Genomic DNA, 24,289 nt, shown 5'->3' with positions numbered 1-24,289 from the left:
GCACTATACAGGAACGACGTCCGCTATTCAAGAGACATCAGCAGTTTTGTGCTTGGTTTGAAGGCACATCAAGTCACAAACTTGCATTCATTTACTGACAATGGTTGGTGATGCGCACCGTCCTGTACAGCCAGGCTGGAAGGCTAGCGAGTGTAATATTGTCATGCTAGTGAGACACATTGATGAATTATTCTAACATACTCCTTAGTGCCTCATAAGGTGTTTTTCCTTTATGTGCTCCATGCGGTCGATTGAAGTTGTAGAACTCCTCCCATGTGGCCAGCTTTCTCTGCAGATTCAAATAATCTCGTATCTCTTTCTTCATTATGAGACCTCCTCAAGTATATATACTCTGAAGTGTCTCGCTAGGTCTGGTACTCCTACAGAACGCCGTGTTTGATGACGGTATCCTCGAGATAGACGACACCCAAAACTATACGTACTGGGTCATGGTGCTTGGAACGGTCACTATCGAGAAGATGTGACTATCCGCACTGGCGGAAGGTGTCGATCTACTTCAATATCTCATATACAGCGGCTTCTTTAGAAAGATAGAGAAGGATGAAATTCGCCGGCACATCTTTCGAATCCTTCTCAAGAAGAAAAGCGAACTGCGGCAGTACCGCCTTGAGGGCAGTGTCATAGACCAGGTAATCGGCCTCTATTCCTGATGATTCGGTGGATAATGGATATCTGGGTGCATATTCTCTCACTTTTCCCGATAGGCCTTCATATCGCACAAGGTCTTCCAGCGACCCCTCATAATACAACGGTGCCATAAGGTAAAAAGATCCTGCGTAGTAGGCTCTGGACGGATGAGTCGCCATTATGTACTTCGTCGAGATCTCCTGATCATGCTCTCGAAGGACCTGACTTATTGCTGAAACGTCAGCCAGTTGGCCAGAGTCGTATTCATCAGATCTCAAGTAATTCATCAACCTGCGAGACGTAATGAACGCTGCCCCCAGAAACAAGACGACGATCAGGATTTTTCCGATGTTGTATTTATTAATAAATCCATACTTCTGGCCGGACAGGGCGACATATTTCGCAAGAAACATGACGCACAAGACCGTAAGGACGATACTCCAGCTTAAATATACCTGCTCGAAGACGAAGGCCTGACAGACCAGAGCGGTAAAAGTCAAAAAGACGCCGAACAGAGGCGCCCATACTCTCATTCTCATAGTCAGAAAACTGTCAAAAACGGCAGGCAGCATCAGCGGAGTCAGGATTCCAACACAATCCAGGATGACAATATTGCTGAGCAGAAGATTCTTGAAGATATTCTTCAAGTAGACGGACGGGAACTTCAAAACGATTTCCATTATGCCATTGAATTCAGCCTGCTTGCTCCACCACCAGACATTTCTGTCAGGAAATAATCTCGAACCGATATTCAGATATTGCCATGTATGAAAGGGTGACCCGTTGACATATGCGTTGTACACCCACCATGGCAGGGATATGACAATAAACCCGGCTGAGAATGCCAGCACATACCGGAGCGCTCTCATCCTGAATATTATCAGAGTAGTGAGGATCACAACAGGGACCAGTGAGTAGCTCGTGTAGCGGGACAGCGCGGCGAGGCCGATGATAATACCAAGGATGACAAATTGCCTGATGCTTGCGCCATCACCACGAAGGATCTTCATCAGCAGGAAGAGGCTGCATATAAAGAACATAGTGTCGAGCATATGGTTTTCCGCCTGAATCGCGGATAGGAAGAATATCGGATTAAGAAAAAGAAAGGCCTGGGTAAGCAGTCCGATCTTTTCGCTCCCTGACAACTCCAGCGCAAAACGGTACGCAAAATACAGCGAGAGCACCCCTGCCAGAATAGAAACTGTTTTTGCCGCCTGGAATCCTGATAGCACCAGTGAAAACAGACCTGTCAGGAGCGAATACAGGGGCGGCCAGAAATGCGACGGCCATCCAGTATAGCCTTCTCCGGAAAGCAATTCCTTCCCTGCAAAATATTGCATCACTCCATCCCACTCTTCGAACGAATCATGGAAGGAGGCCACGATCAGAACAGCGATCATGAAAAGGGCAGGTATCCAAATGCCGACAAGTGCTCGGGAAGGACGATTCTTTAGATTCAGATAATCGTCTTGTTGCATAGAGTCATCTTTCGATAAAGACAAATGGATACTATTCGATAAGCATTCAGGATTTCAAGACAATCCTGTCAAATCGACCGAGGAATCCGCATTTTGTATCTTCCATCAAACACTCGCGCATATATTCCCTCAGACAGTTCGACCACATAAGCAGCGCCCCGATAGTGGGGCGCTGCTTCAATAGAACAATGTGTATAACTCTCACAAAATTTAGCGAAGAAGAATCATTTTCTTCGTTGCGACCAATCCCTCCGTCACTATCCTGTAAAAATAGACTCCGGAAGCCATCGTCGACCCGTTGTTGTCCTTTCCATTCCATGCAACTTTCTTGTATCCAGCCGGCAACTGTTCATTAACGAGGGTCCTTACAATTTCACCTTTTACGTTGTAAATCGACAGGCTGACCATCGATTGCACAGGAAGGTCAAAGGTGATCTTCGTTATCGGGTTGAACGGATTTGGACTATTCTGATGTAAAGCGTAAGCTTCTGGAATCGGAGTCTGAACTGTCTGGAAGGGGTTGTCCTTACCACCGGGAGACGGTGGGTCGGGGTCAGAATCCTCGACTTCTACAGTTATTGTCGCTGTTGCAGTAATCGGTGTCCCACTCCCATTTGGCTGCGCTTCGACTTCCAGTTCCACATCGAATGTCCCATCCGCGTTAAACGTATGCGAGATACTCCCTGAGTTAAGGATACTAGAAACACTGGGAGGGAGCATTTCGTCCCAATCCATCGTCGCAGCAGTAATCTGGTAGTGGTCAGTATCTTCATCGCGCATCTCAACCGTACCGAAAGGTTTAAAGACGACTGTCTCCCCTTCGTCTATCTCGACGGTCCTTCCAACAGTCTCATCAGTGACAAAGGTATAGGTATTTATGTGAGCCTGCAGTGTTGCGTCAGGATTTGCATACTTCTTCCATGCATAGTCGATCAATCGATATTCGGAATCGTAGTGGTTCTCGTTATATCCCAACGAAGTGAAACCCATGGCATCATCCGCATACCAGGTGCTGTTCACCGCCCAATCTTCAGGAAAATCAGGATCCGCTCCAGTTTCATACGACATACCTCCAACGACATAGAGGTTGTCCTGTCCTAGTGCTCCGGCACTCTGAGGCCAGCCTGCGTCCCTGGCATCTTCAGACTCATCCACATGAGTCATAGTGAAGATCAGGTCACATCCTGGAGTATTAAGGTCGGCGAGGACATCAGATTCCATTGCACCCCATGGACCACCATACTGGAATTGATACGCGGGATTGTCCCCATTTCGCCAGGGACTGAGCATGTTCGCCGATACAATGAATTTCGTCTCCGCTGCCGCGGGGTACTGAGATACCAAGCCGGCGAGCATACTCCTCAGTTCGTTGAGATATTCAGTGAAATGCTCACCGTTACTGCAACCGTATCCCTCACACCTGCCACAACGGTTTGTACCTCTCACTTCGTCCAGACGCACATCGATATACTTCGGGTTCAAGGCGTAGGAAATCACTCCGTTTACATCCACCGTATACGACTTGTAATAGGTCTCCAGCACATCTTCCATATACTCGAGGTATTCCTCATTTCTCAAACAATAGGTCGTCATCTGGCCCTCACCCGTCCAGTCATGCGGTACACCTGCAGTGTAGCTGACGAAAACTGAATCGGGAATATCCTGAGCTGTCCATTCGATGCGTGTGAGGTTGTTGACAAGGTCGTCCTGAACGTTATACCTGTGCGTGAGCATCCTGTAAGAAAAGAGGGTGTCCGGTTCGATGATGCTATAGTCACCCGTGGAGCAGGTCGATCTCAGCTCGTCCTTTATCTCAACATCCAGGCCGTTGCCTTCGTCGATCATGACGTTCCTGAGTGCACTGGCTCTTCGTTCAAGAAAAAAACTGTGAAGATTCATCGAACATGTACTCGGGCCCGGCTGAGTGTAAATTTTAATCGAGACCTGATCAATATAGTCCCAGAGTGGAAAATCCTCATAATCGTTAGTCGGGTAATCCGAAGGTTTTCCGGAAAAAGTCGGAGGCGTCCAGAAAAAATAATCCCGGGTCGCTTCACCTTCACAATCGGCTATCACTTCAAAAAAGATGGTTATCCAATCGTTGTATGGTTCCCCAAGGTGAACCATCACATACACCATCGGTATAGCACCGTCCTCGACCGTAGAGACGTCAGAAACTTTCGTTTCGAGGACATAGAAACTCCCTGGACTGAATTCCGAAGCATCAAATGTCTGACTGGGACCTACGAATGTGTTGCCGGAATAACTGAGGTATCCATTTGTGGAGTTCAGCGTCCATCCCGTCGGCTGATTCCAGTTGCTCGACCAGGAGGTCCAGGTTGAAAAATCCATGTCGTAGGCTGCGTTGTCAAAGGGAGTGATCGCAGGTTCAAGAAAATATTTTTCTTCTCCAGTATCGTATTCAATATTGAACACCTCATCCTCGATAAACTCACCCTCTCTCCATAGAGGGTGCCAGATCCTGACTCTGTAAGGTGCTGCCCAAAGTTGTGGGATCGGTTCAAGATTCTGTTGTCTGCAATTGTATGCAAATTCATTGATCCAGCGGCCATGAAGTCCATCAGCTGTCAGACCATTATAGTGAGTGCTATCCATTTCCCAGAAATCCGCGGCACCCAGGTGAATCGCATTACACCCTTTTCCTTCGAGTTTCTCAAGGCTGTCTACTCTTTCAGTCACCCAGGAGGAACCGGAGTCCTCGACTCTTGGAATCCAGTGAAATACAGCCCTGAACGGACTGTCCGGATAATCTCTTATATAATGGTCCCCGATGACACTTGGACCACTATCCTCGACCAGATCAATAAAAGTATAGATACCATTGAGTACTCCATCTGAGCAACCAGAAGCAGCAACTATCAGTACTATCCATGATCCATTAGTGGATCTCGGGTTTTCCTTCGAAACAATGACGTATCCTTCTTCCCCCAGATCGACAGTGTTTACACAGAGCAGAGCTGCAAGATTCGCTATCGTAAGATCTGAGACATCCCCTATTACTATCTGGTTTACATCGTCATCCAAACCAGACAATTCGTCAGACGAAATACTGAATAAATCCTCAAGTATGTCTGAAATATCGGCATACCGGTCGCTACCGTCCCTCACTACTTCAAAAAGCGAAACGGCTTTAGTACTACTACTTAAGGTCTGCTTCGCCTGGAGCTCAGGTTTTGTGCCAGTTGCAGTGTCGTATGCGTGGACGACAGCTGAAAATGTGCCAAGCGTCAGCACCATCAGAATCGCAAGAACCACAATACACGATGACGCACTACGTGGATTCATGCCTCCCCCTTCATTTGATTTAATAAATTGAAAAGCCGTTTATTTAGAACACACTCGAAACGTATATTAACGTTAATTAGATATCAACATATATTTAGGTAAACTTTATTTTACGCGCTATTACCTTCTATATATCAGCACCTTATGTCGTTTTCTAGTAAATATTTGTGTTATTTTTTACGCTTTTTAAGCCTTATAATATGTATCCTGCCAGCTGAAGTGAGACAGTTTCAAGAATTAAATTAATGGACACTTCTGGTTAACTAAGAATACCAAAGGAGTGTACCATGAGAAAGCAAAGAGATCCTGAAAAAGCAGTACGTGAGATCAAACGAAAGCCCCGCCACAAGTGGCGGTAGAAATCTTGCATGCAGTCCGTGTCAATCGACTACAAGCGGGTTGGCAGCATCGGCGGCCCATTCCTGAAGTGAGGCCATGTACACGGCTACATCGGTGAAGCCGAGACGCAGCAGGATAAAGGCATTAGATGATGCCGCGATTCCCGCACCGCAATAGGTGATGACACGCCCTTCGCGGTCGCCCTCATGCATCGTGGCAAGATCATCATGCGACTGGTAATTGCCTGTTTCATCGAGCAACGACATTGCGGGGATGTTAACAGCGCCCGGAATATGTCCGGGTCGGCCGTACATGACCATCTGCCCCGTGAAGTGAGGCTTGTGCATCGCATCTATCAGTGAGACCGCGTCGTCTTCGATCGCAGCGAACACCTCGTCCCGATCGGCGATCAAGGCCGGCCGTGGATCAGCTGTGAGCATTTTCATCTGAGGTTTGACCACCTCGGTAGACAGCGGCCTGCCCCCGGCGGTCCAGGCCCTAAAGCCACCATCGAGCAATGCGGCATTGTCGAATCCTGCCCACCTCAACATCCACCAGACACGCGCGGCCCATACCGAGCCGTAACTGTCGTACAGGACAACCCGGGAATCGTCGCCGACACCCAGCGCACCCATGGCGGCACAGAACTGCTCCGGAGTCGGCAGAGTGTAGCTCATCGGGCTGTCAACATCGGAAAGGTCTCCCATAAGATCGGCGAATTGCGCGGACGGAATATGGCCTTTCTCGTAATCGCCCCGACCGCTCATCGCATCCATCCCGCCACCTTCTTTGGGCACGATGCGTACAGTGCAGTCGAGTATGACCAGATCCGGATCATCAAGATGTCGACTCAGCCAGTCCGCTGTCACGAGCGTACCCATCGTGTCGTTCGTGTTCAGACCTGGCTTTGTTTCCGATATCCCCTGCCCGGCAATAAATATCAATGCTGCCATGAAAATAGAGAGTCTGCATAAGCAATTGCGAAGTGACATAAGGTTCTCCCTTGTTGAATGTTATAGATAAGATACGAGCCGCCGACCGAAAAGTTGCGGCGCCACAGGAGCGGGGGACTCTCCCATATGGACACAAGGCCCGAGAACGCCCTGGCATCTCCGCTCCGGATGCGGTGATAAAAATCCTTGCAGCTACTTCAGGTTAAGACCAGTCGGTGTACTTATCGTGCAATTGAATCACTCACTCAGAGCCGGACTTGAGACGATCAACAAAATCGGAGCTGATCCAGTAGATGTCACCAGAATATTTTATTTTCCTATAATACCTGCGGCGGTATATTCAGTGAAAGATGATCGAACAATTAATATTCGTAAAGGCGAAATATGCCATTTCCATACTACGATAATCTGAGCGCGGCCAATAAAAGGATCTACAGGAAGAGCGATGCCATAGAGAGCATTCACATCAAGAACCCAAGCGATATACACCCCGCGACAATAAGACTCAAGAGATCACTCGAAGGTAACAGGCGACGCGACGTAGCAAGACACGCCTCCGAGATCTGCCGACTGGTTTGCGAGGACCTGGCCATAGAACGCCTCATTGTAAAGATCAGCACGAGGCGCCCGTCAAATGAAGCCGAGGAACTGCACGGCCTTTACGAGTGGACGGAGGGTGAGACTCCCCTACTTACCGTCTGGATGAAAACCGCCGTGCAGGGACAGGTGGTCGCCTTCAAGTCGTTCATACGGACCGTACTCCACGAACTCTGTCATCACATTGACTTCGCGCACTTCGATCTTGAAGACTCTTTCCACACCGAAGGTTTTTTTAAGAGGGAGTCATCTCTCTACAGGCAGATAGTCCCAACGGAACTTCAAAAAAAGCAGCCGCGAAAGAAAAGATCCCCGCTTCGGCGGCCACAAAAAAAAGAGAAGGATAAAAACCAAAAAAGTAGAAAGCCCGAGCAAATCGACCTTTTTTAGCAAGCTTCGATTCAGACGCGAGCTTCACTGGCTCGATCACTGCCACTCCAGCCGGAGTGACAAAGAAGATTCCGACGGCTGCAGACACATGCATCCTAATCGGTTTTATTTTCTGCCTGGCCCAAAGTCGAACTGGACTCTTCCGAGGCATCTGGCAGTTCACTCATTAGAGCAAATATGATCGTAAAAATGGTTCCAGCCGCCAGAAGGACTGCAGGAATGATATCTATTCTCCAGTAGGTGATTGCAGCCATGATGATCAGCATGGCGGTTCGGATGATGTTGCCATAACGGGGGCCGCCCACCTGGCGGCAACTAAAACCGGAATAAACCATAAGACCAGCCACTACCAGACTAAAACCTACTCCGAGATACTTCAACTGCTCAATGGCTATTTTGCCCTTTTCACACAACAAGAGAAAGGCGACCCAGACAAGAACGCCGACAATCACGGTCGCGGCCGGGATAAAGAACTTGCTTTTCATGGATCCTTCCCTCCTTTTACCGGAATATATACGAACAAATTAAACCACTATTTTTTCTTGCTTACTAATACCAGCCCTGCAATCGGGGCCAGAAAGAACCCAAAGAAAAACCATCCCCAGGCACTTCGATCAGTATTTTTTGCCCAATTTGCACAAAACAGCCCGAAAAGAAAATTAACATACCCGACAGTCGCATAGTTATTGTCCATACTACCCTCCTGTTCAAGATCCAGTCTGACTTTGCATCAGACTGCCTTAACCAATTTCGCCCTTTAGCAGTTCGTGTTAATTGCATATTTTATTCATAAGAATCTGAATGTTGCCCATGAAGTAGCCCCTACCACTTATGCCTGTCGTTCCCCTTTATGAGGTTGAGGAACTCCATCCTCGTCTTGCTGTCGTTCCGGAAGGCGCCGAGCATCGAACTTGTAATAATCAACGAGTCCCTTGTCCTCACACCTCTCATCGCCATACAGAGATGCACCGCCTCTATCGTGACGGCTACCCCATAAGGTTTGAGGTGGTCCATGAGCGTGCGGGCTATCTGATTTGTCAGGCGCTCCTGGATCTGGAGCCTCCGGGAGAATATCTCCACGATCCTCGGGATCTTGGAGAGGCCGATGATCTTTCCCTTTGGAATATAGGCGACATGGCATTTTCCGAAGAAAGGGAGCATATGGTGTTCACAGAGGCTGTAGAGACTGATGTCCCTGACGATGATCATCTCATCGTGCTCCTCCTCGAAGACCGATCCACTGAGAACGCTGTCGATGTCCTCCCGGTATCCGCTCGTCAGAAACTCCAGCGATTCCTTCACTCTCGACGGAGTCTTGAGCAGGCCATCCCTTTCGGGGTCTTCTCCCAACGACTTGAGTATCTCCCTCACATGCTCTTCCATGCTTTCATCTCCCTCTCGAATACTAGATCAAATCTGATAGCATGAGAGTATCACTATTCGGAGGTTTTTTCAAAGATTGATAAATCCGATGTCATTCGGATCAGGGAATCAAATTCCACAATTTCATATCGTCAAGGACGATGTCAGCTGCGACAGATTGAAAATAGACGGCTTCGACCCTGGGTATGCCCAGGTAACATTCGGTGCCTTCAAGGTCCTCCCGGAAAAAAGTCGAATAGATGACGCAGGACAGCAGGTAGGATCCCCTGTACGACGGGTGACTCATATCTTCCGTATACAGGTAGTGGAGCTGTTCCACTTCGCTGAGCACGGTGTTCCACGCCCAGCCCACTGGAGCCGTCATGAAAGGGACTTCGTCACTGAAGAGTATGGTGTTGTCGTAGATCAACAGCTGCATATCGAAATACGTGTCGTCGTATCCCTCCACCCATGTATTTCCGTTCTCGTATGCCCAGGGCATCATATAGACCGTTTTCGTAGAGGCGCAATTCGCTTCGATCTTTTCTTTCAACAATTTCAGGGAGGGTACCAGGGGATGGTATGTAAAGGGAGGAAATATATACTGGTGATCTATGGGATACGCCGCAGTTATGCTGGACCCCTGAAGGATCACGAAATCCCAGTCCTCCTCGTTGATCTTTGCCTCCGTCGCGGGATTTGTACTGTGGTAATCGAGACGCATGCCGCCGACAATGTATTCTCCGATCTCCACGCCCTTCCCTGCGGCCTCGGCCAGAGTCTTGAACATGAGGGGAAGATTGTTATAACCGAAGTAGCTTGAGCCGATAAACAGCACCTTTATATTCCGGGGAATGGATTCCCATACATGGATCTTCACGGTGTCGGATCTGCGGTTTCCGCCGCTGTCTATCGCGGTCAACGTGATGGTGTGGTTGTTTACCGACAACTCCTGACACAGGAAGACCTTCCCCTTCCCCAGGACCCCGTCCTTGTTGGATTTCCATACGAGAGAATCCGGAGGCAACTCTCCGTCTTCCGGGTCTATCGCCGAGCCTATGAAGAATGTTCCCATCTGATCGACGATGATCTCGCCGTCACTCGGATTCGTTATCTGGACTACGGGAGGTTCGTTGACAGGAGGTCCGTCAGGGATCGCTGAAGTTGGATCATCGTTACATGCATAAAAAAATATGGAAAATGCCGACAGGATCAGTAGGAGAACGATAAGTTTTTTCATTCGATTACCCCTGGATACAGTACTACTCGTTGCGGCGGGGGTGCTACTTATAATCTAGGGATTTGAACAATAATGTCAATATCATATGATATGGAGGATCTTCTCAGCGGATTCCCCGACCGGGTCCTTGCCCTCGACAATGAGACCCGCGTGTTCCCGCCCGGGCAATACGTGGAGTTCGAACATCGGCTGCACGGTCCGTTCATACTGCTCGATGACGCTTTCCCTGGTCCTGCCGCGTTCTTCGATGTCCCTGGCGATCCTGCGCTGGAGGCATGTCTCGTGCGAAACGTCGATGAAGACCTTCACGTCGAGAAGTTTCCTTATTTCGGGGATCGATAGAGTAAACAGCCCTTCGACGACGATGATCGCGTTGTCGTCTATTGATACGCGGACCCAGCGGTCTTCCGGCAGGCGTGTGTGGGTCCCGAAATCGTAGATCGGGATCGGGACCTCTCCCCCCGCGGCGAGTGATTTTATGTTGTCCACGAGGAGTGGTATGTCGAGAGACGCCGGCTCGTCGAAGTTATGGAGCTTTTTTGCCTCCGGCTCGAGGTCCTTGAGGTCGAGGTAGTACGAATCCAGCCCGAGGATGAAGACGGGTCTTCCCCTTATCATCCCCGCGAGCGCCATCGCAATCGAACTCTTTCCCGAGCAGGAGCCTCCCGCTATTCCGATGATCATCTTTCTCCCTCATCAAAAAGGGAGCCGCACCGCGGCCCCCTTTATTGTGCTTATCGTTTGAAAAGCTCCTACGCCTCGATCTTCTTCGGAGCCTTCAAAAACATTCCGATGGCGGCGGCCGCAAGGCAGGCGATCCCGGCGGGGACGAAGGCGTACATCCATACCTGGGCGTCTCCCATCTTTCCACCGAGGATCGGGCCGACGAGCCCACCCACACCGTAGGCCATAAAGACCCAGGGGTAGTTCGTGCCGACGTTCTTGTTACCGAAATAATCTGCTGTAGCAGCCGGGAACAGGGCAAAATTACCACCGAAGTTGAATCCTATTATACCCGCACTCAGGTAGAGTCCCCACTCGTTCCCACCGATAAAGTAGAAGGCGATCATCATGATACCCTGAATCAGGGACATGAGGACGATCGCGTTCTTCCTGCCGGTCTTGTCGGATATCATACCCCAGATGATACGTCCGAGTCCGTTCATCAACGCGTAGAACAGCCCCATCGCCGTCCCGGTGATGATATTGGCCTTGGTAGGTTCAAACCCGCTACCAGTCAAAGCATCGATTCCGAAGAGCTTGATGACACCGATCACCATAAGGCCGGCAGTCGCTCCAACGACAAACAGACTGAACAACATCCAGTACTGCGGAGTAGCGACCATCTCGCCTACAGTGAAATCCCTTCCACCCGAAACAGCAGCTTCGGCACTGGAGGGCGGATTCCAGCCCGCAGGTGTCCATCCTTCTGGAGGGTTGACCATGAACATGGCACCGATACCTACGAGCACAGCGAACAGGATGCCGTAGAGTATGAAGATATTATTGACGGACCAGCCCATACCATAGAGGCCTCCCCATCCGGGGGTAAGATCGACCGGGCCGAACTTGAACCCTCCGGTGAGTTTGATCCATATCAGGGCGCCGAATCCGAAACCGGCGACTGCCAGTCCGGTGATCATGCCCTTCTTGTCGGGAAACCATTTGACCAGTGCTGCTATTGGACAGACATAGGCCAGACCGATACCGGCGCCTCCGAGCACACCGACACCGACAAGGATCCCGAGATAACTCGAGCCAGCGAGTCCTGCCAGAACATAACCGACTCCAAGAACGAGTCCCCCCGTGAGGGCCACGGTCCTGGGACCGACCTTTTTCTGCCATTTACCCGCGACAAGGGCCATCACGACGGCGAACGACAACAGACCGACCGAAAAAATGATCTGGGTCTGGGTCTTGCTCAGATTGAAAGGATCAATGGTTAACTTCTTGGTAAAAGCCGACCATGCGTAGATGGCGCCGAGGCAGAGCTGTATCAGAATCGCTCCCACAACGACGAGCCACCTGTTCATAACTTTACGGTCACTCATTCAAACCCTCCTTCTTGATAAACAGGTCAGGCTTCTGAATATCATCCGAAGGGAAAAATGTCAATGTGAAATCAGCATTGACACTACCGGCCACCTCGATATATCGTGTCTATTATTCGCTCAGAAGAATCTTCCGGAGTCTTGGGGTCAGCAGCAAAAGGAAGTCGAGGATGGACGATCTTAGAGAAAAAATCATCAAGAAAGCTATAGTAGACGGCATATTGTCTGTCCCGGACCCGAGGATGCCCGAGGCTCACATTAACTCAGCCGAACTGTATCTTACCTTCAAGTGCAATGACAGTTGTAGCCATTGTATAACTGAATCCGGCCCTAAGCGTCCCGAGTCAATGACTCCTGAAAACGCCTTCAAGGCCATCGACAACATTGCCCGCCACAGCATTCACAAGATCCTGCCAAAAATTTACGGAAATGGTACTTTCAGACACGAGGGATCCAACCAATGCCATGAACTCGATTCATTGCTTTCCCCTCCGGAACAGCTTACCTATGCCCTTCTCCAGAAATATAATGTGTGCGCTACTCACCGTGACTGCGAATCCACCTGGGTGACAAGCGAGGGCACATTCAAGCTTAACCTCAGAAAACCGTCCATCAGACTCAGTGGAGGCGAATTTTTTTGCTGGCCTTTGGGGAAAGACGGGAAAACACTCTCCGAAAAAGAACGGCTCGGTCATCAGAAAGACCTGATACGCCATATCAGGAAGACACTGCCCGAATACGATCTGTGGATCCTTACCAACGGCCGCTTCGCATCTTCAGCGGAGAAAGCTGAGACGGTGATAGGCTCCTGGGCCGAAACGGCAAACAATACCGAATACGATAGCAACGTCAGAATATGCCTTTCCGTCGATATCTTTCACAGCCCCCCCCCGGAAAGCACGATTGAGCAGATGCTTGAAAGAGTGTGGACCAACTCCATCGACAAAGGGCTTCCCGCACCACATATCTACGGGATACCAAACCAGAGTATAGGCCTTGTGGGAAATGCGTTACGGAATTTCAAAAAAGGCAGATACTCGAAGGCTGAGGTCGAAAACCGCTCCTGTTCCAGTTTCAACCCCTTCACTTACCTGAATGTGGACCCTTTCGACCTGGTCGAGTCAAACGGCTGCGGGGAAACAAAAGGATTCATGATCGAGCATGGCGAGGGAGTCCATCTCGTTCATAACGTCTTTATTTCACCCCAGGGAAGGATGGTCTTCTGCTGCGCGTGCGTGGGAGATTATGGAGATTTTATCAACGCCCCAGGAGACTGCATGAAAAATATCGTGACCAATCCGCTTGCTCTCGCTATGAGAAGAAAGGAAACGGTGATTCCTCTTCTTAACTTGGTCGCAGACATGGATTCGACGATAAGAATATTCGGGGAGGGGGAATTCGCCAACGTAACAGGATCGACCTGTTACCAGTTCCTTTCAGGGCACAGACCCTGACCCTGTTTTGGAGAAGGCCCGGGGAGCAATGACAGACAGCGGACCCTGCCGGATCATTTGTGTTGCAACATCTTCTCTTCTGCCAGCTTCAACGCTTTTGCCGGTATGTCCCTGAGATGAAGGATCTTATCCGCGCCTCCAAGCTCTATTGCCACCTTCGGCATTCCGTAGACAACGCAACTCTTTTCATTCTGCGCAATATTCGATGCACCGTTTTTCTTCATTTCCAGAAATCCTTCGGCCCCATCCCTCCCCATACCTGTGAGGATTATGCCGATCGCATTGTTTCCCACATACTTCGCCACGGATTTGAATAACACATCCACTGAAGGGCGGTGTCTGGAGACAAGGGGACCATCCTTGACTTCAACGAGATACCTGGCTCCCGATCTACGGACGAGCATATGGCTGTTCCCCGGCGCGATGAATGCCTTCCCCGAAACGATCGAATCACCATGCTCCGCTTCCTTCACTTCGATCTCACAGATCTCGTTGAGCCTCTCAGCAAAAGATTTAGTGAAAAATTCCGGCATATGCTGGGTTATCAATATTCCAGGTGCGTTCTTCGGCATTCTGCTCAGGACCGATGTAATCGCCTCCGTTCCGCCCGTCGACGCGCCGATAGCGATGATCTTGTTCGTCGTCACAGTCATCGACAGTTTCTTTTGTCCCGTGGTAACGATCTTTTTTTGATCTGATATCTTTTTTGTGACATCGACCCTTGCCGCCGCCTTGATCTTGTCGATCAACTCGACAGACATATCCCCGACGCTATAAGCCTCTCCGGGCTTGCTCATAACATCGATCGCGCCGGAATCGATGGCCTCCATTGCGACCTGGCCTCCCTTGGGAGTCAATGAGGATACTACGATCACAGGTATCGGATGGTAATGCATAAGCTTCTTCAGGAATGTGATGCCATCCATCCTGGGCATCTCTACATCCAGAGTGATCACGTCAGGTTTGAGCTGGACTATTTTGTTGCGGGCTATATATGGATCCGGAGCCGTGCCTACGACTACGATCTCGGGGTCACGGGAAAGCTCGTTGGTAAATATTCTTCTTACGACGGCTGAATCATCGACTACCAGGACTTTTATAGGCATATATCTTATCCCTCGACTGCAAGATTGAGAATGACCGGCATTTCATCAAGCATGAAGCATATCGACCCTGAGTCACTCAATATACTGTCCCATTCATCCGAGAGGATATGCCTCGTTTCGGGAACAGCCAGGTCGAACAACGCGTTTTCTCCAGCAAGGGCGGTCAGGACATTACCAGCGATAATATTCAGGACTTCTCGAACTGCATCGTCTTCGTCCTCGACTCCGGCATCGGCATCCAGATCCATCCCGAGGATATTATCGGCAAATTCTCCCCGCATATCCGCCGGGATGACCAGTGTGATCACACCCGTTGAATCTCCCGAGAAATTCATTGTAGCAGCAAGGCCATTATCGACAGCTTCCGGCATTTCATCGACAGGCACACTCTCTCCGAACATGAATGCCAGTTGCTCCAGGACATCGCAGAAGACAGTGTCGATTATGTCATTTTGAATCTGCACATCTCACCTCCACAATCGAATCCACTACTTCTCGAAGGAGTTCCGGTGTGAACGGTTTGCGGATATAGGCACTGACTCCTTTTTCTTTCAACTGCTTGATCCGCAAGGCGCTACCTTCCGTCGAGACCATGATCACGGGAGTGGTTTTCAGGATCCCATCCTCTGCCATCCTCTCCACCATCTCGATCCCGTTCATGACCGGCATGTTGATATCGGCAAATATTATGTCTACCCAGTTGTCTTTCAGGATATCCAGTGCCTCCTGGCCGTTTTCCGCCTGGTAGAACTCGGCGACAGGAACACCTGACAGGCCAAGTGTTTTTTTGATTACGGCGCGAATGATCTTGGAATCATCAACAACTAGAACATTCAGTGACATCGGTTTTTCCTCCCAGAGAAAAATCAATTTCGTAACAGTCTTTCAATTCTTCGAGAGCGAGTGTGATACTCGCTATGATCTCTTCAGCTTTATTATTCTTTATTCCATATTTTTCAAACACGTCCGAATCGAGTTTGTAATAAAGACCGTCTTTCCCATTCCCGAATCCACCCATCATGCTGAATGAGTCCGCAAGATGCAGCAATTCGACCACTGTGGAATCTCCTGAGGCTTTGCTCGGCTCGTGATGCCATCTGACAGCATCCACTATCTCTTCTGGGAAATTCCAGCTCTTGAGCAGTATGGCCCCTGCTTCAGCGTGATTGATCCCGAGGACCTTCTCTTCCGCGACTTCAAACGAATATCGTTTTCTTCTGAGAAGGAACCTGATCGGTTCGTCGTCCACCTCAAGCAGCGTGCCTATAGCGATCTTTCCGATATCGTGTAGAATACCCGCAGTGAAAGCATAATTCGGCAGTTTGATATTCATATGCAGAGCTATCTTCTCTATCCCTACGGCTGTAGAAGCAGCGTGCAACCACAATTCTCCCGCAGGAAGATCGTATCCCCTTATCGATTGCCTGGCGACGGGGGCTACGACGGAGGCTACGACCATCTTGTATATGTTGTTTGCTCCAAGCCTCACAACTGCTTCCTTGAGCGATCCTGTAGTACCCGAGTAACCATACATCGAGGAATTCGCCATTCTCAGGACATTGGAGGTGAGCGATGCATCGAATTCGATACGGGAGATGAGATCGTTCACGTCGAAATCCGGATTCTGAAGCAAATTGATCACTGTGACTCCAGCCCCGGGAATAGCATTAATTTTTTTCAACCTTTTTAATATTTCTTCTCTTCGTTTCAAATCTCTACCTCCGTTCCCGCATTCTTTACGGTTGTCCTTCCGGAATCCATATACAAAAGAAGGGTCCTTGGCTTCGCCCCTCCTACTTCCTCGCCATCTATCAGGATATTGTTCTTCCACAGGATCTTTCTGCAGACCGTATAATTCCGCTCACCTATCTTAAACAGTCCTTTGTTGTCCAAAAGGCTTGAACACCCGGCTACTTTGACAACAAGATTATTTCTGGTAGCTCCTCTTTTGAACAACTCTTCAAGAAGGGTAGGGATTGAAATATCTGTGAACATATGTGGATTTGTCTTCGCCTTTGCCGGATCCACTTTTGACAGAGGCAACATACAATGGACCATTCCGCCGACCTTCGCCACAGGGTCGTAAACGGATAATCCTATACAGGAACCGAGCGAATAGGTGACCAGGATATCATCCATTTTGTCACTTATCTTCATATCTGAAATTGCTACAACTGAAAGCACATCGATCTCTTTTCTATTTCAACAACTTCCCTGTCACATCATCTTTCAGATCTTGCGATATACTGATGGGGCTACAGACCTGTATGACACATCGAGTCCGGTCGTGCTCTCGGACATGCCGACCATCAAATATGAAGCATCAGAAAGTAGCTTCCCGAATTCGTCAAACAGCATTTTCTTCACTCTGACATCGAAATAGATCATGACATTTCTGCAGAATATGATATCGAATGGACCCTGCATCGGATAAGGCGGCTCCGCAAGGTTAATCCGGGCAAACGAAACCAGATTTTTCAGCTTGCTGTTGGCCGTGAACATCGCGTCCTCTCCAAATCCCTTCTTGTCGAAATATTTTTCTCTTAAAATGGGTGAGATCTTCTCGACAGCTTTGGCCGGATAACAAGCGGCTCTCGCCTTCGCGAGAATCCTGGTCGAGATATCGGTGGCAAGTATCTTCACATCAGCTCTCCTGCCCTTGAGAGCTTCCGCGATGGTAATCGCCATCGAAAATGGTTCTTCACCTGACGAACAGGCTGCTGACCAGAACCTGAACCTGGTCCGGCCACTTTTTGACCAATCGCTTACGACCTTCCCAAGCAGCTTGAGATGTTCCGCCTCTCTGTAGAAGTGAGTCACATTCGTCGATATGACATCTATGAAATTACTCAGTTCATCGCCCGATTCATCGCCCATAAGATAATCGTAATACTCCTTGTAATCCTTTAGACCAAGCAGCTTTAACCGCTTTGCGAGGCGTGACTGCACAAGTATCTTCTTGTTATCATTGAGAGAAATCCCGCTTCTTTTGTATACAAGATCCTTGTATTTCTCGAATAGTCTATCGTTTAATTCAACTTTTTCAAGCAGTACTACACTCATCTCAAGTCTTCACCTTTCCTATAGTATGGATCAGGAAACGGGAAGGGATACGGAGGGAAAGAAAGGCTTGTAACGCCATTCTTCCCTCCGAATCCTTCCCGGGTATGGATCAGAACTGCATCAACTCTTCCTCATCCAGAGGCAGGACGGTCTCAGGAGTTTTCTTCTCACCTTTGACAGCTGCCGTGGCTTTTCTGGGAGCCGCATTGATACCCGGCTGGCCCTGGGGCGCCTGTGCCACGGGATTGTTGAACGACATTTCCTTCTGTGTGATCTCAAAGGTCCCAACAAGACCATTCAGTTCATTCGCCTGTCCGTTGAGTTCCTCAGCGGCACTGGCAGACTCCTCGCTGTTGGCCGCGTTCTGCTGGGTGATCGTGTTCATCTGCCCAACAGCTTCGTTGACCTGTTCGATTCCCTTTGACTGCTCGTCACTTGCAGCGGCTACCTCCGCTACAAGCTGAGTCAGCTTGCCTATTCCGTCGCCGATCTGGTTGAGGATCTCAGCTACCTCGCTCGATACCGCGACACCGTTCTGGGAATTTGCCTGTGACTCTTCGATGAGTTCCGCAGTACTCTTGGCGGCCTCGGCGCTGCGCTGGGCAAGGTTTCTTACTTCTTCGGCGACCACTGCAAAGCCCTTTCCGGCTTCACCGGCCCTTGCCGCCTCGACCGCGGCATTCAGAGCGAGAAGGTTGGTCTGGAAAGCTATCTCATCGATCGTCTTGATGATCTTCGCGGTCTCGTTCGAAGATCCCTGGATCTTGATAATGGCTTCAGACATCCGGGTCATGGCTTCATCGCCCTTCCCCGTAGCTTCTTTCGATGAATCCCCGAGGTTCTTCGCTTCGCTCGCGTTCTCGGCATTCTGCTTGGTCATAGAGGAAATCTCTTCGAGACTGCTGGATATCTCTTCGAGATTGCTTGCCTGCTCAGAAGCTCCCTGCGCCATGGACTGGCTTCCGGTAGCTATCTGCTCTCCAGCGGAAGCGACCTGGCCGACACTTTCCTTGACCTGGGAAAGAGCTGAGTCCAGGTTGGCGATCGCCCGGTTAATATTGTCCTTCAACTCCTTGAACTGGCCTTCATACTCTCCTGTCACCCTCATCTGCATATTTCTGTTTGCGACTGCCTCGAACACATCGATCACTTCTTTTATCGGCTCTACAACGGCGTCCAGAAGAGTGTTCATCCCTTCCCGCAGGATCTTGTAGTCTCCCTCTGAGTCGCCTATATCAGCACGTTCCTCAAGCCGCCCCTGGGATGCTGAAGTGATGAGATCCTTGACGATCTTGATAGTCTCTTTCTGGGCTGTCTGATCCACTATTACTTCCATGCCGCCGTAGGGCTTGCCTTCCTTGTCGAAAAGGGCCGAGCATACAGCCTGGACCGGGATCTTCGTTCCGTCTTTCGCCTCCGCGACAGTTTCTCCCACTACCAGTTCCTTTGTACGCATACAGGTCTTGATCGTACAGTTTGACGTATTACAGAGAGGCGTTTTGCAGAGATCGGCACAGGTCATCTTCCCCACTACCTCTTCGCGTATATACCCCAGTGCATTGAGAGCCGCATCGTTGATCGAGGTGATCAGAAGGTTCTCGTCTGTGACGAACATGACGGCGCCGATCGACCTCAGAATGTTTTCTGTCTTAAACTTGAGATCTTCGACCTCCGTCTGGTCGGCTATGATCTCCATGCCGCCGATCGGGTTTCCATCATCATCGAAAATAGCCGAACAATAGGCAGCTACGGGGAATTTATTGCCCGCTCTGTTCTCCGCAATCGTAAAACCGACAATGTCTTCGCCAGTCTCGAAGCAATTCTTAAGCGTGCAGTCCCGCGTCCCGCAGATCGGAGTCTTGCAGAAATCGGCACAGGTCATCTTTCCAACGACTTCTTCTTTGGTATACCCCATAGCACCAAGTGCGGACTTGCTGATGTGGGATATTTTCAGATCCAGGCCAGTGATGAACATGGGCGTTGCGACCGCATCGATAACCTTGTGGATATCCAGCGAAGCCTTTTTTGATGTCCCTTTTTTGGGTGAATTCTTCGACTGAGTCATCTTTCTTCCTCCTTGATCAATTGATCGTCTGTTTCACTGTCAGCTCATACAGTCTCTTCGACTGCTTCCTTTTCGCTTTCCGCTTCTTCCGTACTTTCCACTTCTTCCGTACTTTCCGCTTCTTCCGTACTTTCCGCTTCTTCATTCTCTGTCACTTTATCGGCCGATGCTTCGACTTTCGATTTCGTATCAAGAATCGTCTCGACTTCGTTGATGGTCAGGACCTTGTCGATATTTAGAAGCATGACGACTTTCTTTTCTATTTTTCCCATTCCGAGGATATAACCCATATCCACATTCACCCCGAAATCAGGGGGTGGTTCGATCTGGCTGTCCAGGACATCGAGTACATCCGACACACTGTCCACCAGGATTCCCATGAGTGTATTCTCTTCCTGCTCATCTGTAGCAACTTCAACGACGATGATGCAGCTTTCTTCAGTCGTCTTCCCCGGCTCCATGAGGAATTTTACGCGTAGATCGATTACAGGGATTACCTTTCCCCTGAGATTGATGACACCCTTGACGAATGGTGGTGTCCGTGGGACAGAGGTCACATCCATCAGCCCTATTATCTCCCTTACTCTCAGGATCTCTATGCCGTACTCTTCGCCCATAATCTTGAACGTCAAGTATTTCCCGGACTCGGCTGACCTCAAGCCCGCTGCCAACAGCTCTGACACGGCCTTCCGATCTCTCACACTGGGTTCTCCCATAACCATCCTCCTTTTAAGTTCACATTTCACTTTCCCGATTCTCAGTCCACCATGATTCAGGAATCGGAACACCTCATCCTATCCGCTTTCCTTCCGACCTTCCTGCTTCGCAAGCTTTATCAGACCACCGATGTCTATGATCAATGCCACTTTCCCATCCGGCATCACGGCGCTTCCCGAAATGCCGGGAACACCCTTCATCTCTCCGCTCATCGTCTTGATCACGATCTGTTGCTGCCCGAGCAGTTCGTCGACCAGCATCCCGATCTTCTTCTCACCATCATCAACGACCATGACCAGCGCATCGCTCGGTTCTTCCATGGCACCTTGAACATTAAAAAATCTATGCAGTCTGAATAATGGCAACAGTCCGTCGTGGCGTATGACCATCTCGGCGTGACCCATCGCCACGGAAATATCTTCCGGCACAGGTTTGAACGATGAGACCACGGACATCGTAGGCACGATATATCGCTGGTTGCCTACTTTAATGACCAATCCATCTATTATTGCGAGAGTCAGGGGCAACCGGATCGTAAAGAGAGTGCCTTTTCCGGACTCGGACTGTATGTCGCATTTACCTCTCAACGCCATGATGTTTTTCTTTACGACATCCATCCCCACACCACGACCGGAAACGTCTGAGACCGTCTTTGCCGTTGAAAATCCCGGCTCGAAAATAATGTTGAAAATCTCACTGTCCGAAGGTTGGTCGGTTTCTGAGACGAGATTTCTTTCGATCGCTTTTGCCAGAATAGCATCTCTATCGAGGCCCTTGCCGTCATCTTCGACCTCTATATATATATTTCCACTTTTGTGATAAGCACTCAGCTTGACAGTTCCTGCTTCCGACTTTCCGACCTTTTTTCTCTCTGTCGAGGATTCAATTCCGTGATCAACGGCATTTCTTATCATATGGACGAGAGGATCTCCGATCCTGTCCACCACGGATTTGTCGAGTTCCGTCTCGGCTCCTGTCACTATCATCTCGACATCTTTCGAAGACTTGCGGGCAAGATCCCTTACAAGCCTGGTCATCTTCTGGAATACACCCTTGAGTGGAACCATTCTGAGCGATGTGCCTATCTCCTGCAGATCTCTGGATATTTTGTCCAGACGGTTTATCTTGCTCATCAGGGATGGGGATTTCAGGTTCATTATCTCATCGGATTGCACAACCATCGATTCGGCGATTACAAGCTCTCCGACCATATCTACAAGTTTGTCGAGTTTTTCAGCGTCCACGCGAAGCGAACTCTTGACATGAACCGGCTTTCTGGAAGAGTTTGCGGGAGGTGTTACCTTCTGATCCTTAACCGGGGTCACAACCTCTTCAGTTTGTAGTTCGGGTTCATCCTTTTCAGGCCTGGAATCCACTATGTCGTCCTGGTCCGTGGAGATCTCGATATCTTCTGGAGTCTCGACAGCCAGTATGGCTGAATCATTTCCTGCTTCTTCTGCCTGATTTTCCACGATCCCGCTTTCTTCCCGGACTATTGATTCCTCACTGTTTTCATCCTTTTTAGTCTCGGTAGCTTTTTTCAGTCTCGCTATGAGTATTCCGAAACCTTCGGGAGAAACAGTGCTCATACTCTTCCTGACGGCTTCACCCAGGCCGGTCAACATATTGCGCATCATGGCAGTCGCGTCGAACGCTATATCCACATACTCTCCATCGAATACGATTATTTCATCCCTGACCATGCTGAACATCGTCTCCGTCTGGTGAGCAAGAGCCTGCATGAACTTGAGATCGAGGAACCCTGATACACCCTTGATCGTATGGAAGACCCTGAACAGAGCATTGATCGTCTCGGAATCCGCATCACCGGATTCGACCTTCATCAGTAATTCTTCGCAGGACGCGACCCCTTCTTCACTCTCTTCCAGGAAATCAACTATCAACTCGACCGTTTCCTCGTCCCGGTCCACGGGTTCGGCTACAACATCGTCCGATAGCTCTACATCGGGGGCTGACGTGTCTGAATCGATATCCTGAAGGGTGACTTCTTCCGCGAGATCCTCTTCGACTTCGAAAAGATCAACGATCTCATCAGGCGTCTCTGAGTCAGTTACCGATTCATCGGGATCCTCGTTTTCCATCACTTCCGGCCTGTCTGCCGGACATTCGACGCTGGATTCGATCTCTGATATTAATTCCTCAAAAGACTGTTCAGGCTTCCTGCCGCTTAAATAGCTCTCAAAAGCCCGGCTGATCCAGTCTTTTGACTTCAACAGGATATCCAGCAATCTCTCGTGATCCGTCTCAGCCTCCACTACATCCTCGAGAAGATGATACAACCGGCTCAGCCCATCCAGGCCGACGACCCCAGCTTCGCCTTTCATGGTGTGAAGGGGACCCAGCAACCTCTTTTTCGAATCTTCATCTTCTCCATCCATATCAAGCAGCATCTCTTCGATATCATCGAGCTGGGTTCGCTGTGTGTCCACGAACTCCGCCATCATCGAATCGTCCACCCAATCCGGGAGAACCAGGGGATCACTGCCCTGACCAGAATCATCTTCGAGGACAGAGATATCCTCTCCGTCTTCGGGCCCATCGCTTTCACGCGACGTGACAGCATCCTTATCGATTGTGTCGATCTCGGGATCGCCATTGAAAGGCCTGATCAACAGATCCAGTTTTCTCTGAAGATTAGCTATAGATTCGGATATATCTTTTAGATCTTTATTTCCGTCCCGCGTTTTTCTATCGATGACATCCTGAAGGATGGAATGACACAATTTTATCGGCTCGACGATCGAATCGGCGCTATCAGCCAGGTCGAGCTCATCGATCTTGTTGAATATTCCGGAGAGGTCTTCAAGTGTGTCCGGATAATCGATATCCGTCATTACAATAGAACCCGATATCTCTTCGACTATCTCCTGCAGAAACACCAAGTCCCTGTCTGAATCAGTCACAACGGAAGCTGAACGATCATCTACCGAAACAGTGTCTTTACTCAAATTCATCCGCCTTTGGTGACATAGCCACAGGCTTTCATTTAGCAATAAATGACTGGTATTCACCCGACTGCATTAAAATCCACTCACTGTGATTCTTTTCGGAAACTGAGCATAATACCTTAATCTTTTTTTTAATTATTCTTGCCCGGGACCCGGGCATCAGGTTTCGACAGTCTCCCCGGGGACTTCCTCTTCTTCCGATTCGGCGAGGTATGGCACGAGAGTCAGGATCGGTTCTTTCACCTGGTTCATCACAGCAAATTTGCGGAGTCGTTCCAGGGCCGAGAATGTGATTTCCTGTCCTTTGGCCATAAGGAGCAACCCGTTGCGCGTGAGGATATCTTCGTCGATGATCATCTCGGCGGCAAGCTCCCCGATCCTCAGCGACTTCACCTCCATCTCCTCCCTGCTTATAACCATATCGGTAAGAGTGGACACTATATCGGGATGGTACTTTTCAGGATTCTTTTTCATCCTTTCTATCGCCCCCTGCCCGGACCCCCCATGGACGACGCTCATATCGTACTCTATTACGCTGTGCAGGATCTGTG

22 protein-coding genes are annotated in these 24,289 nt (G+C 49.5%); 2 read left to right on the top strand and 20 right to left on the bottom strand.

Features of this window, described 5'->3' with window-relative positions; all coding sequences use genetic code 11:
• Positions 1-187: 187 nt before the first annotated feature.
• From KOO63_01010 to KOO63_00995, 4 genes are all read right to left on the bottom strand, one after another.
• Positions 188-325, bottom strand: coding sequence for an integrase core domain-containing protein (locus tag KOO63_01010; GenBank protein ID MBU8920414.1), 138 nt, complete (start codon positions 323-325; stop codon positions 188-190).
• A gap of 187 nt (positions 326-512) precedes the next feature.
• Positions 513-2,126, bottom strand: a complete 1,614-nt coding sequence (locus KOO63_01005) for a glycosyltransferase family 39 protein (GenBank protein MBU8920413.1) — start codon at positions 2,124-2,126, stop codon at positions 513-515.
• Positions 2,127-2,336: 210 nt separating this feature from the next.
• Positions 2,337-5,432 (bottom strand): T9SS type A sorting domain-containing protein, encoded by a 3,096-nt coding sequence (locus tag KOO63_01000; protein MBU8920412.1) that lies wholly within the window; start codon positions 5,430-5,432, stop codon positions 2,337-2,339.
• Between the two features lie 380 nt (positions 5,433-5,812).
• A complete protein-coding gene (locus KOO63_00995) occupies positions 5,813-6,763 on the bottom strand; it encodes a sulfurtransferase (GenBank protein MBU8920411.1) in 951 nt (316 codons plus the stop codon).
• 345 nt (positions 6,764-7,108) lie between these two features.
• Between KOO63_00995 and KOO63_00990 the strand changes: the two genes are divergently transcribed.
• Positions 7,109-7,711: a hypothetical protein gene (locus KOO63_00990; protein ID MBU8920410.1), complete on the top strand. Its 603-nt coding sequence runs from the start codon at positions 7,109-7,111 to the stop codon at positions 7,709-7,711.
• A 95-nt stretch (positions 7,712-7,806) separates the two neighbouring features.
• On the opposite strand, the gene KOO63_00985 is transcribed toward KOO63_00990, so the two are convergent.
• The 6 genes from KOO63_00985 to KOO63_00960 all read right to left on the bottom strand — a co-directional run bounded on the left by KOO63_00985 (position 7,807) and on the right by KOO63_00960 (position 12,364).
• Positions 7,807-8,196, bottom strand: a complete 390-nt coding sequence (locus KOO63_00985; protein ID MBU8920409.1) for a hypothetical protein — start codon at positions 8,194-8,196, stop codon at positions 7,807-7,809.
• A 47-nt stretch (positions 8,197-8,243) separates the two neighbouring features.
• Positions 8,244-8,405, bottom strand: a complete 162-nt coding sequence (locus KOO63_00980) for a hypothetical protein (protein ID MBU8920408.1) — start codon at positions 8,403-8,405, stop codon at positions 8,244-8,246.
• Between the two features lie 128 nt (positions 8,406-8,533).
• Positions 8,534-9,094: a GTP cyclohydrolase I FolE gene (folE, locus tag KOO63_00975; protein ID MBU8920407.1), complete on the bottom strand. Its 561-nt coding sequence runs from the start codon at positions 9,092-9,094 to the stop codon at positions 8,534-8,536.
• Between the two features lie 100 nt (positions 9,095-9,194).
• A complete protein-coding gene (locus KOO63_00970) occupies positions 9,195-10,313 on the bottom strand; it encodes a hypothetical protein (GenBank protein ID MBU8920406.1) in 1,119 nt (372 codons plus the stop codon).
• A gap of 81 nt (positions 10,314-10,394) precedes the next feature.
• Positions 10,395-10,997: a uridine kinase gene (udk, locus tag KOO63_00965; GenBank protein MBU8920405.1), complete on the bottom strand. Its 603-nt coding sequence runs from the start codon at positions 10,995-10,997 to the stop codon at positions 10,395-10,397.
• A 68-nt stretch (positions 10,998-11,065) separates the two neighbouring features.
• Positions 11,066-12,364 (bottom strand): OFA family MFS transporter, encoded by a 1,299-nt coding sequence (locus KOO63_00960; protein MBU8920404.1) that lies wholly within the window; start codon positions 12,362-12,364, stop codon positions 11,066-11,068.
• Between the two features lie 170 nt (positions 12,365-12,534).
• On the opposite strand from KOO63_00960, the gene KOO63_00955 reads away from it, so the two are divergent.
• On the top strand, positions 12,535-13,818 hold the full coding sequence (locus KOO63_00955) for a hypothetical protein (GenBank protein MBU8920403.1): 1,284 nt from the start codon (positions 12,535-12,537) through the stop codon (positions 13,816-13,818).
• A 53-nt stretch (positions 13,819-13,871) separates the two neighbouring features.
• Here KOO63_00955 and KOO63_00950 read toward each other — a convergent pair whose 3' ends face one another.
• From KOO63_00950 to KOO63_00905, 10 genes are all read right to left on the bottom strand, one after another.
• The gene (locus KOO63_00950; GenBank protein ID MBU8920402.1) at positions 13,872-14,924 is read right to left on the bottom strand and encodes a chemotaxis response regulator protein-glutamate methylesterase; all 1,053 of its coding nucleotides are present in this window, start codon (positions 14,922-14,924) and stop codon (positions 13,872-13,874) included.
• A gap of 5 nt (positions 14,925-14,929) precedes the next feature.
• Entirely contained in the window at positions 14,930-15,388 is a 459-nt protein-coding gene (locus tag KOO63_00945) for a chemotaxis protein CheX (GenBank protein MBU8920401.1), read from the bottom strand.
• The gene (locus tag KOO63_00940) at positions 15,372-15,767 is read right to left on the bottom strand and encodes a response regulator (GenBank protein ID MBU8920400.1); all 396 of its coding nucleotides are present in this window, start codon (positions 15,765-15,767) and stop codon (positions 15,372-15,374) included. Before KOO63_00940 ends, KOO63_00945 begins: the two co-directional genes overlap by 17 nt.
• Positions 15,742-16,635: an HDOD domain-containing protein gene (locus KOO63_00935; protein ID MBU8920399.1), complete on the bottom strand. Its 894-nt coding sequence runs from the start codon at positions 16,633-16,635 to the stop codon at positions 15,742-15,744. The genes KOO63_00940 and KOO63_00935 overlap by 26 nt, the downstream gene beginning before the upstream one ends.
• A complete protein-coding gene (locus KOO63_00930; GenBank protein MBU8920398.1) occupies positions 16,632-17,081 on the bottom strand; it encodes a chemotaxis protein CheD in 450 nt (149 codons plus the stop codon). The genes KOO63_00935 and KOO63_00930 overlap by 4 nt, the downstream gene beginning before the upstream one ends.
• A 72-nt stretch (positions 17,082-17,153) precedes the next feature.
• On the bottom strand, positions 17,154-17,987 hold the full coding sequence (locus KOO63_00925; protein ID MBU8920397.1) for a protein-glutamate O-methyltransferase CheR: 834 nt from the start codon (positions 17,985-17,987) through the stop codon (positions 17,154-17,156).
• Positions 17,988-18,096: 109 nt separating this feature from the next.
• The gene (locus tag KOO63_00920) at positions 18,097-20,052 is read right to left on the bottom strand and encodes a PAS domain-containing protein (protein ID MBU8920396.1); all 1,956 of its coding nucleotides are present in this window, start codon (positions 20,050-20,052) and stop codon (positions 18,097-18,099) included.
• Positions 20,053-20,096: 44 nt separating this feature from the next.
• On the bottom strand, positions 20,097-20,768 hold the full coding sequence (locus tag KOO63_00915; protein MBU8920395.1) for a chemotaxis protein CheW: 672 nt from the start codon (positions 20,766-20,768) through the stop codon (positions 20,097-20,099).
• Positions 20,769-20,846: 78 nt separating this feature from the next.
• Complete coding sequence (locus KOO63_00910; protein MBU8920394.1) at positions 20,847-23,738, bottom strand: chemotaxis protein CheA; 2,892 nt, start codon at positions 23,736-23,738, stop codon at positions 20,847-20,849.
• A gap of 159 nt (positions 23,739-23,897) precedes the next feature.
• A partial coding sequence (locus KOO63_00905; protein ID MBU8920393.1) for a hypothetical protein occupies positions 23,898-24,289 on the bottom strand: 392 nt, incomplete at its 5' end.

The sequence above is a fragment of the Candidatus Latescibacterota bacterium genome, assembly GCA_019038625.1.
Classification (GTDB): Bacteria; Krumholzibacteriota; Krumholzibacteriia; order Krumholzibacteriales; family Krumholzibacteriaceae; genus JAGLYV01.
Note: the sequence above shows the minus strand (reverse complement) of the source record. Positions and strands in the feature narration are given on the sequence as shown.

Bases quoted from the DNA above. Each gene is read 5' to 3' on its own strand.
- KOO63_01010 (MBU8920414.1), bottom strand. From the start codon at position 325: ATGAAGAAAGAGATACGAGATTATTTGAATCTGCAGAGAAAGCTGGCC.
- KOO63_01005 (MBU8920413.1), bottom strand. From the start codon at position 2,126: ATGCAACAAGACGATTATCTGAATCTAAAGAATCGTCCTTCCCGAGCA.
- KOO63_01000 (MBU8920412.1), bottom strand. From the start codon at position 5,432: ATGAATCCACGTAGTGCGTCATCGTGTATTGTGGTTCTTGCGATTCTG.
- KOO63_00995 (MBU8920411.1), bottom strand. From the start codon at position 6,763: ATGTCACTTCGCAATTGCTTATGCAGACTCTCTATTTTCATGGCAGCA.
- KOO63_00990 (MBU8920410.1), top strand. From the start codon at position 7,109: ATGCCATTTCCATACTACGATAATCTGAGCGCGGCCAATAAAAGGATC.
- KOO63_00985 (MBU8920409.1), bottom strand. From the start codon at position 8,196: ATGAAAAGCAAGTTCTTTATCCCGGCCGCGACCGTGATTGTCGGCGTT.
- KOO63_00980 (MBU8920408.1), bottom strand. From the start codon at position 8,405: ATGGACAATAACTATGCGACTGTCGGGTATGTTAATTTTCTTTTCGGG.
- folE (MBU8920407.1), bottom strand. From the start codon at position 9,094: ATGGAAGAGCATGTGAGGGAGATACTCAAGTCGTTGGGAGAAGACCCC.
- KOO63_00970 (MBU8920406.1), bottom strand. From the start codon at position 10,313: ATGAAAAAACTTATCGTTCTCCTACTGATCCTGTCGGCATTTTCCATA.
- udk (MBU8920405.1), bottom strand. From the start codon at position 10,997: ATGATCATCGGAATAGCGGGAGGCTCCTGCTCGGGAAAGAGTTCGATT.
- KOO63_00960 (MBU8920404.1), bottom strand. From the start codon at position 12,364: ATGAGTGACCGTAAAGTTATGAACAGGTGGCTCGTCGTTGTGGGAGCG.
- KOO63_00955 (MBU8920403.1), top strand. From the start codon at position 12,535: ATGGACGATCTTAGAGAAAAAATCATCAAGAAAGCTATAGTAGACGGC.
- KOO63_00950 (MBU8920402.1), bottom strand. From the start codon at position 14,924: ATGCCTATAAAAGTCCTGGTAGTCGATGATTCAGCCGTCGTAAGAAGA.
- KOO63_00940 (MBU8920400.1), bottom strand. From the start codon at position 15,767: ATGTCACTGAATGTTCTAGTTGTTGATGATTCCAAGATCATTCGCGCC.
- KOO63_00930 (MBU8920398.1), bottom strand. From the start codon at position 17,081: ATGAAGATAAGTGACAAAATGGATGATATCCTGGTCACCTATTCGCTC.
- KOO63_00925 (MBU8920397.1), bottom strand. From the start codon at position 17,987: ATGAGTGTAGTACTGCTTGAAAAAGTTGAATTAAACGATAGACTATTC.
- KOO63_00920 (MBU8920396.1), bottom strand. From the start codon at position 20,052: ATGACTCAGTCGAAGAATTCACCCAAAAAAGGGACATCAAAAAAGGCT.
- KOO63_00915 (MBU8920395.1), bottom strand. From the start codon at position 20,768: ATGGGAGAACCCAGTGTGAGAGATCGGAAGGCCGTGTCAGAGCTGTTG.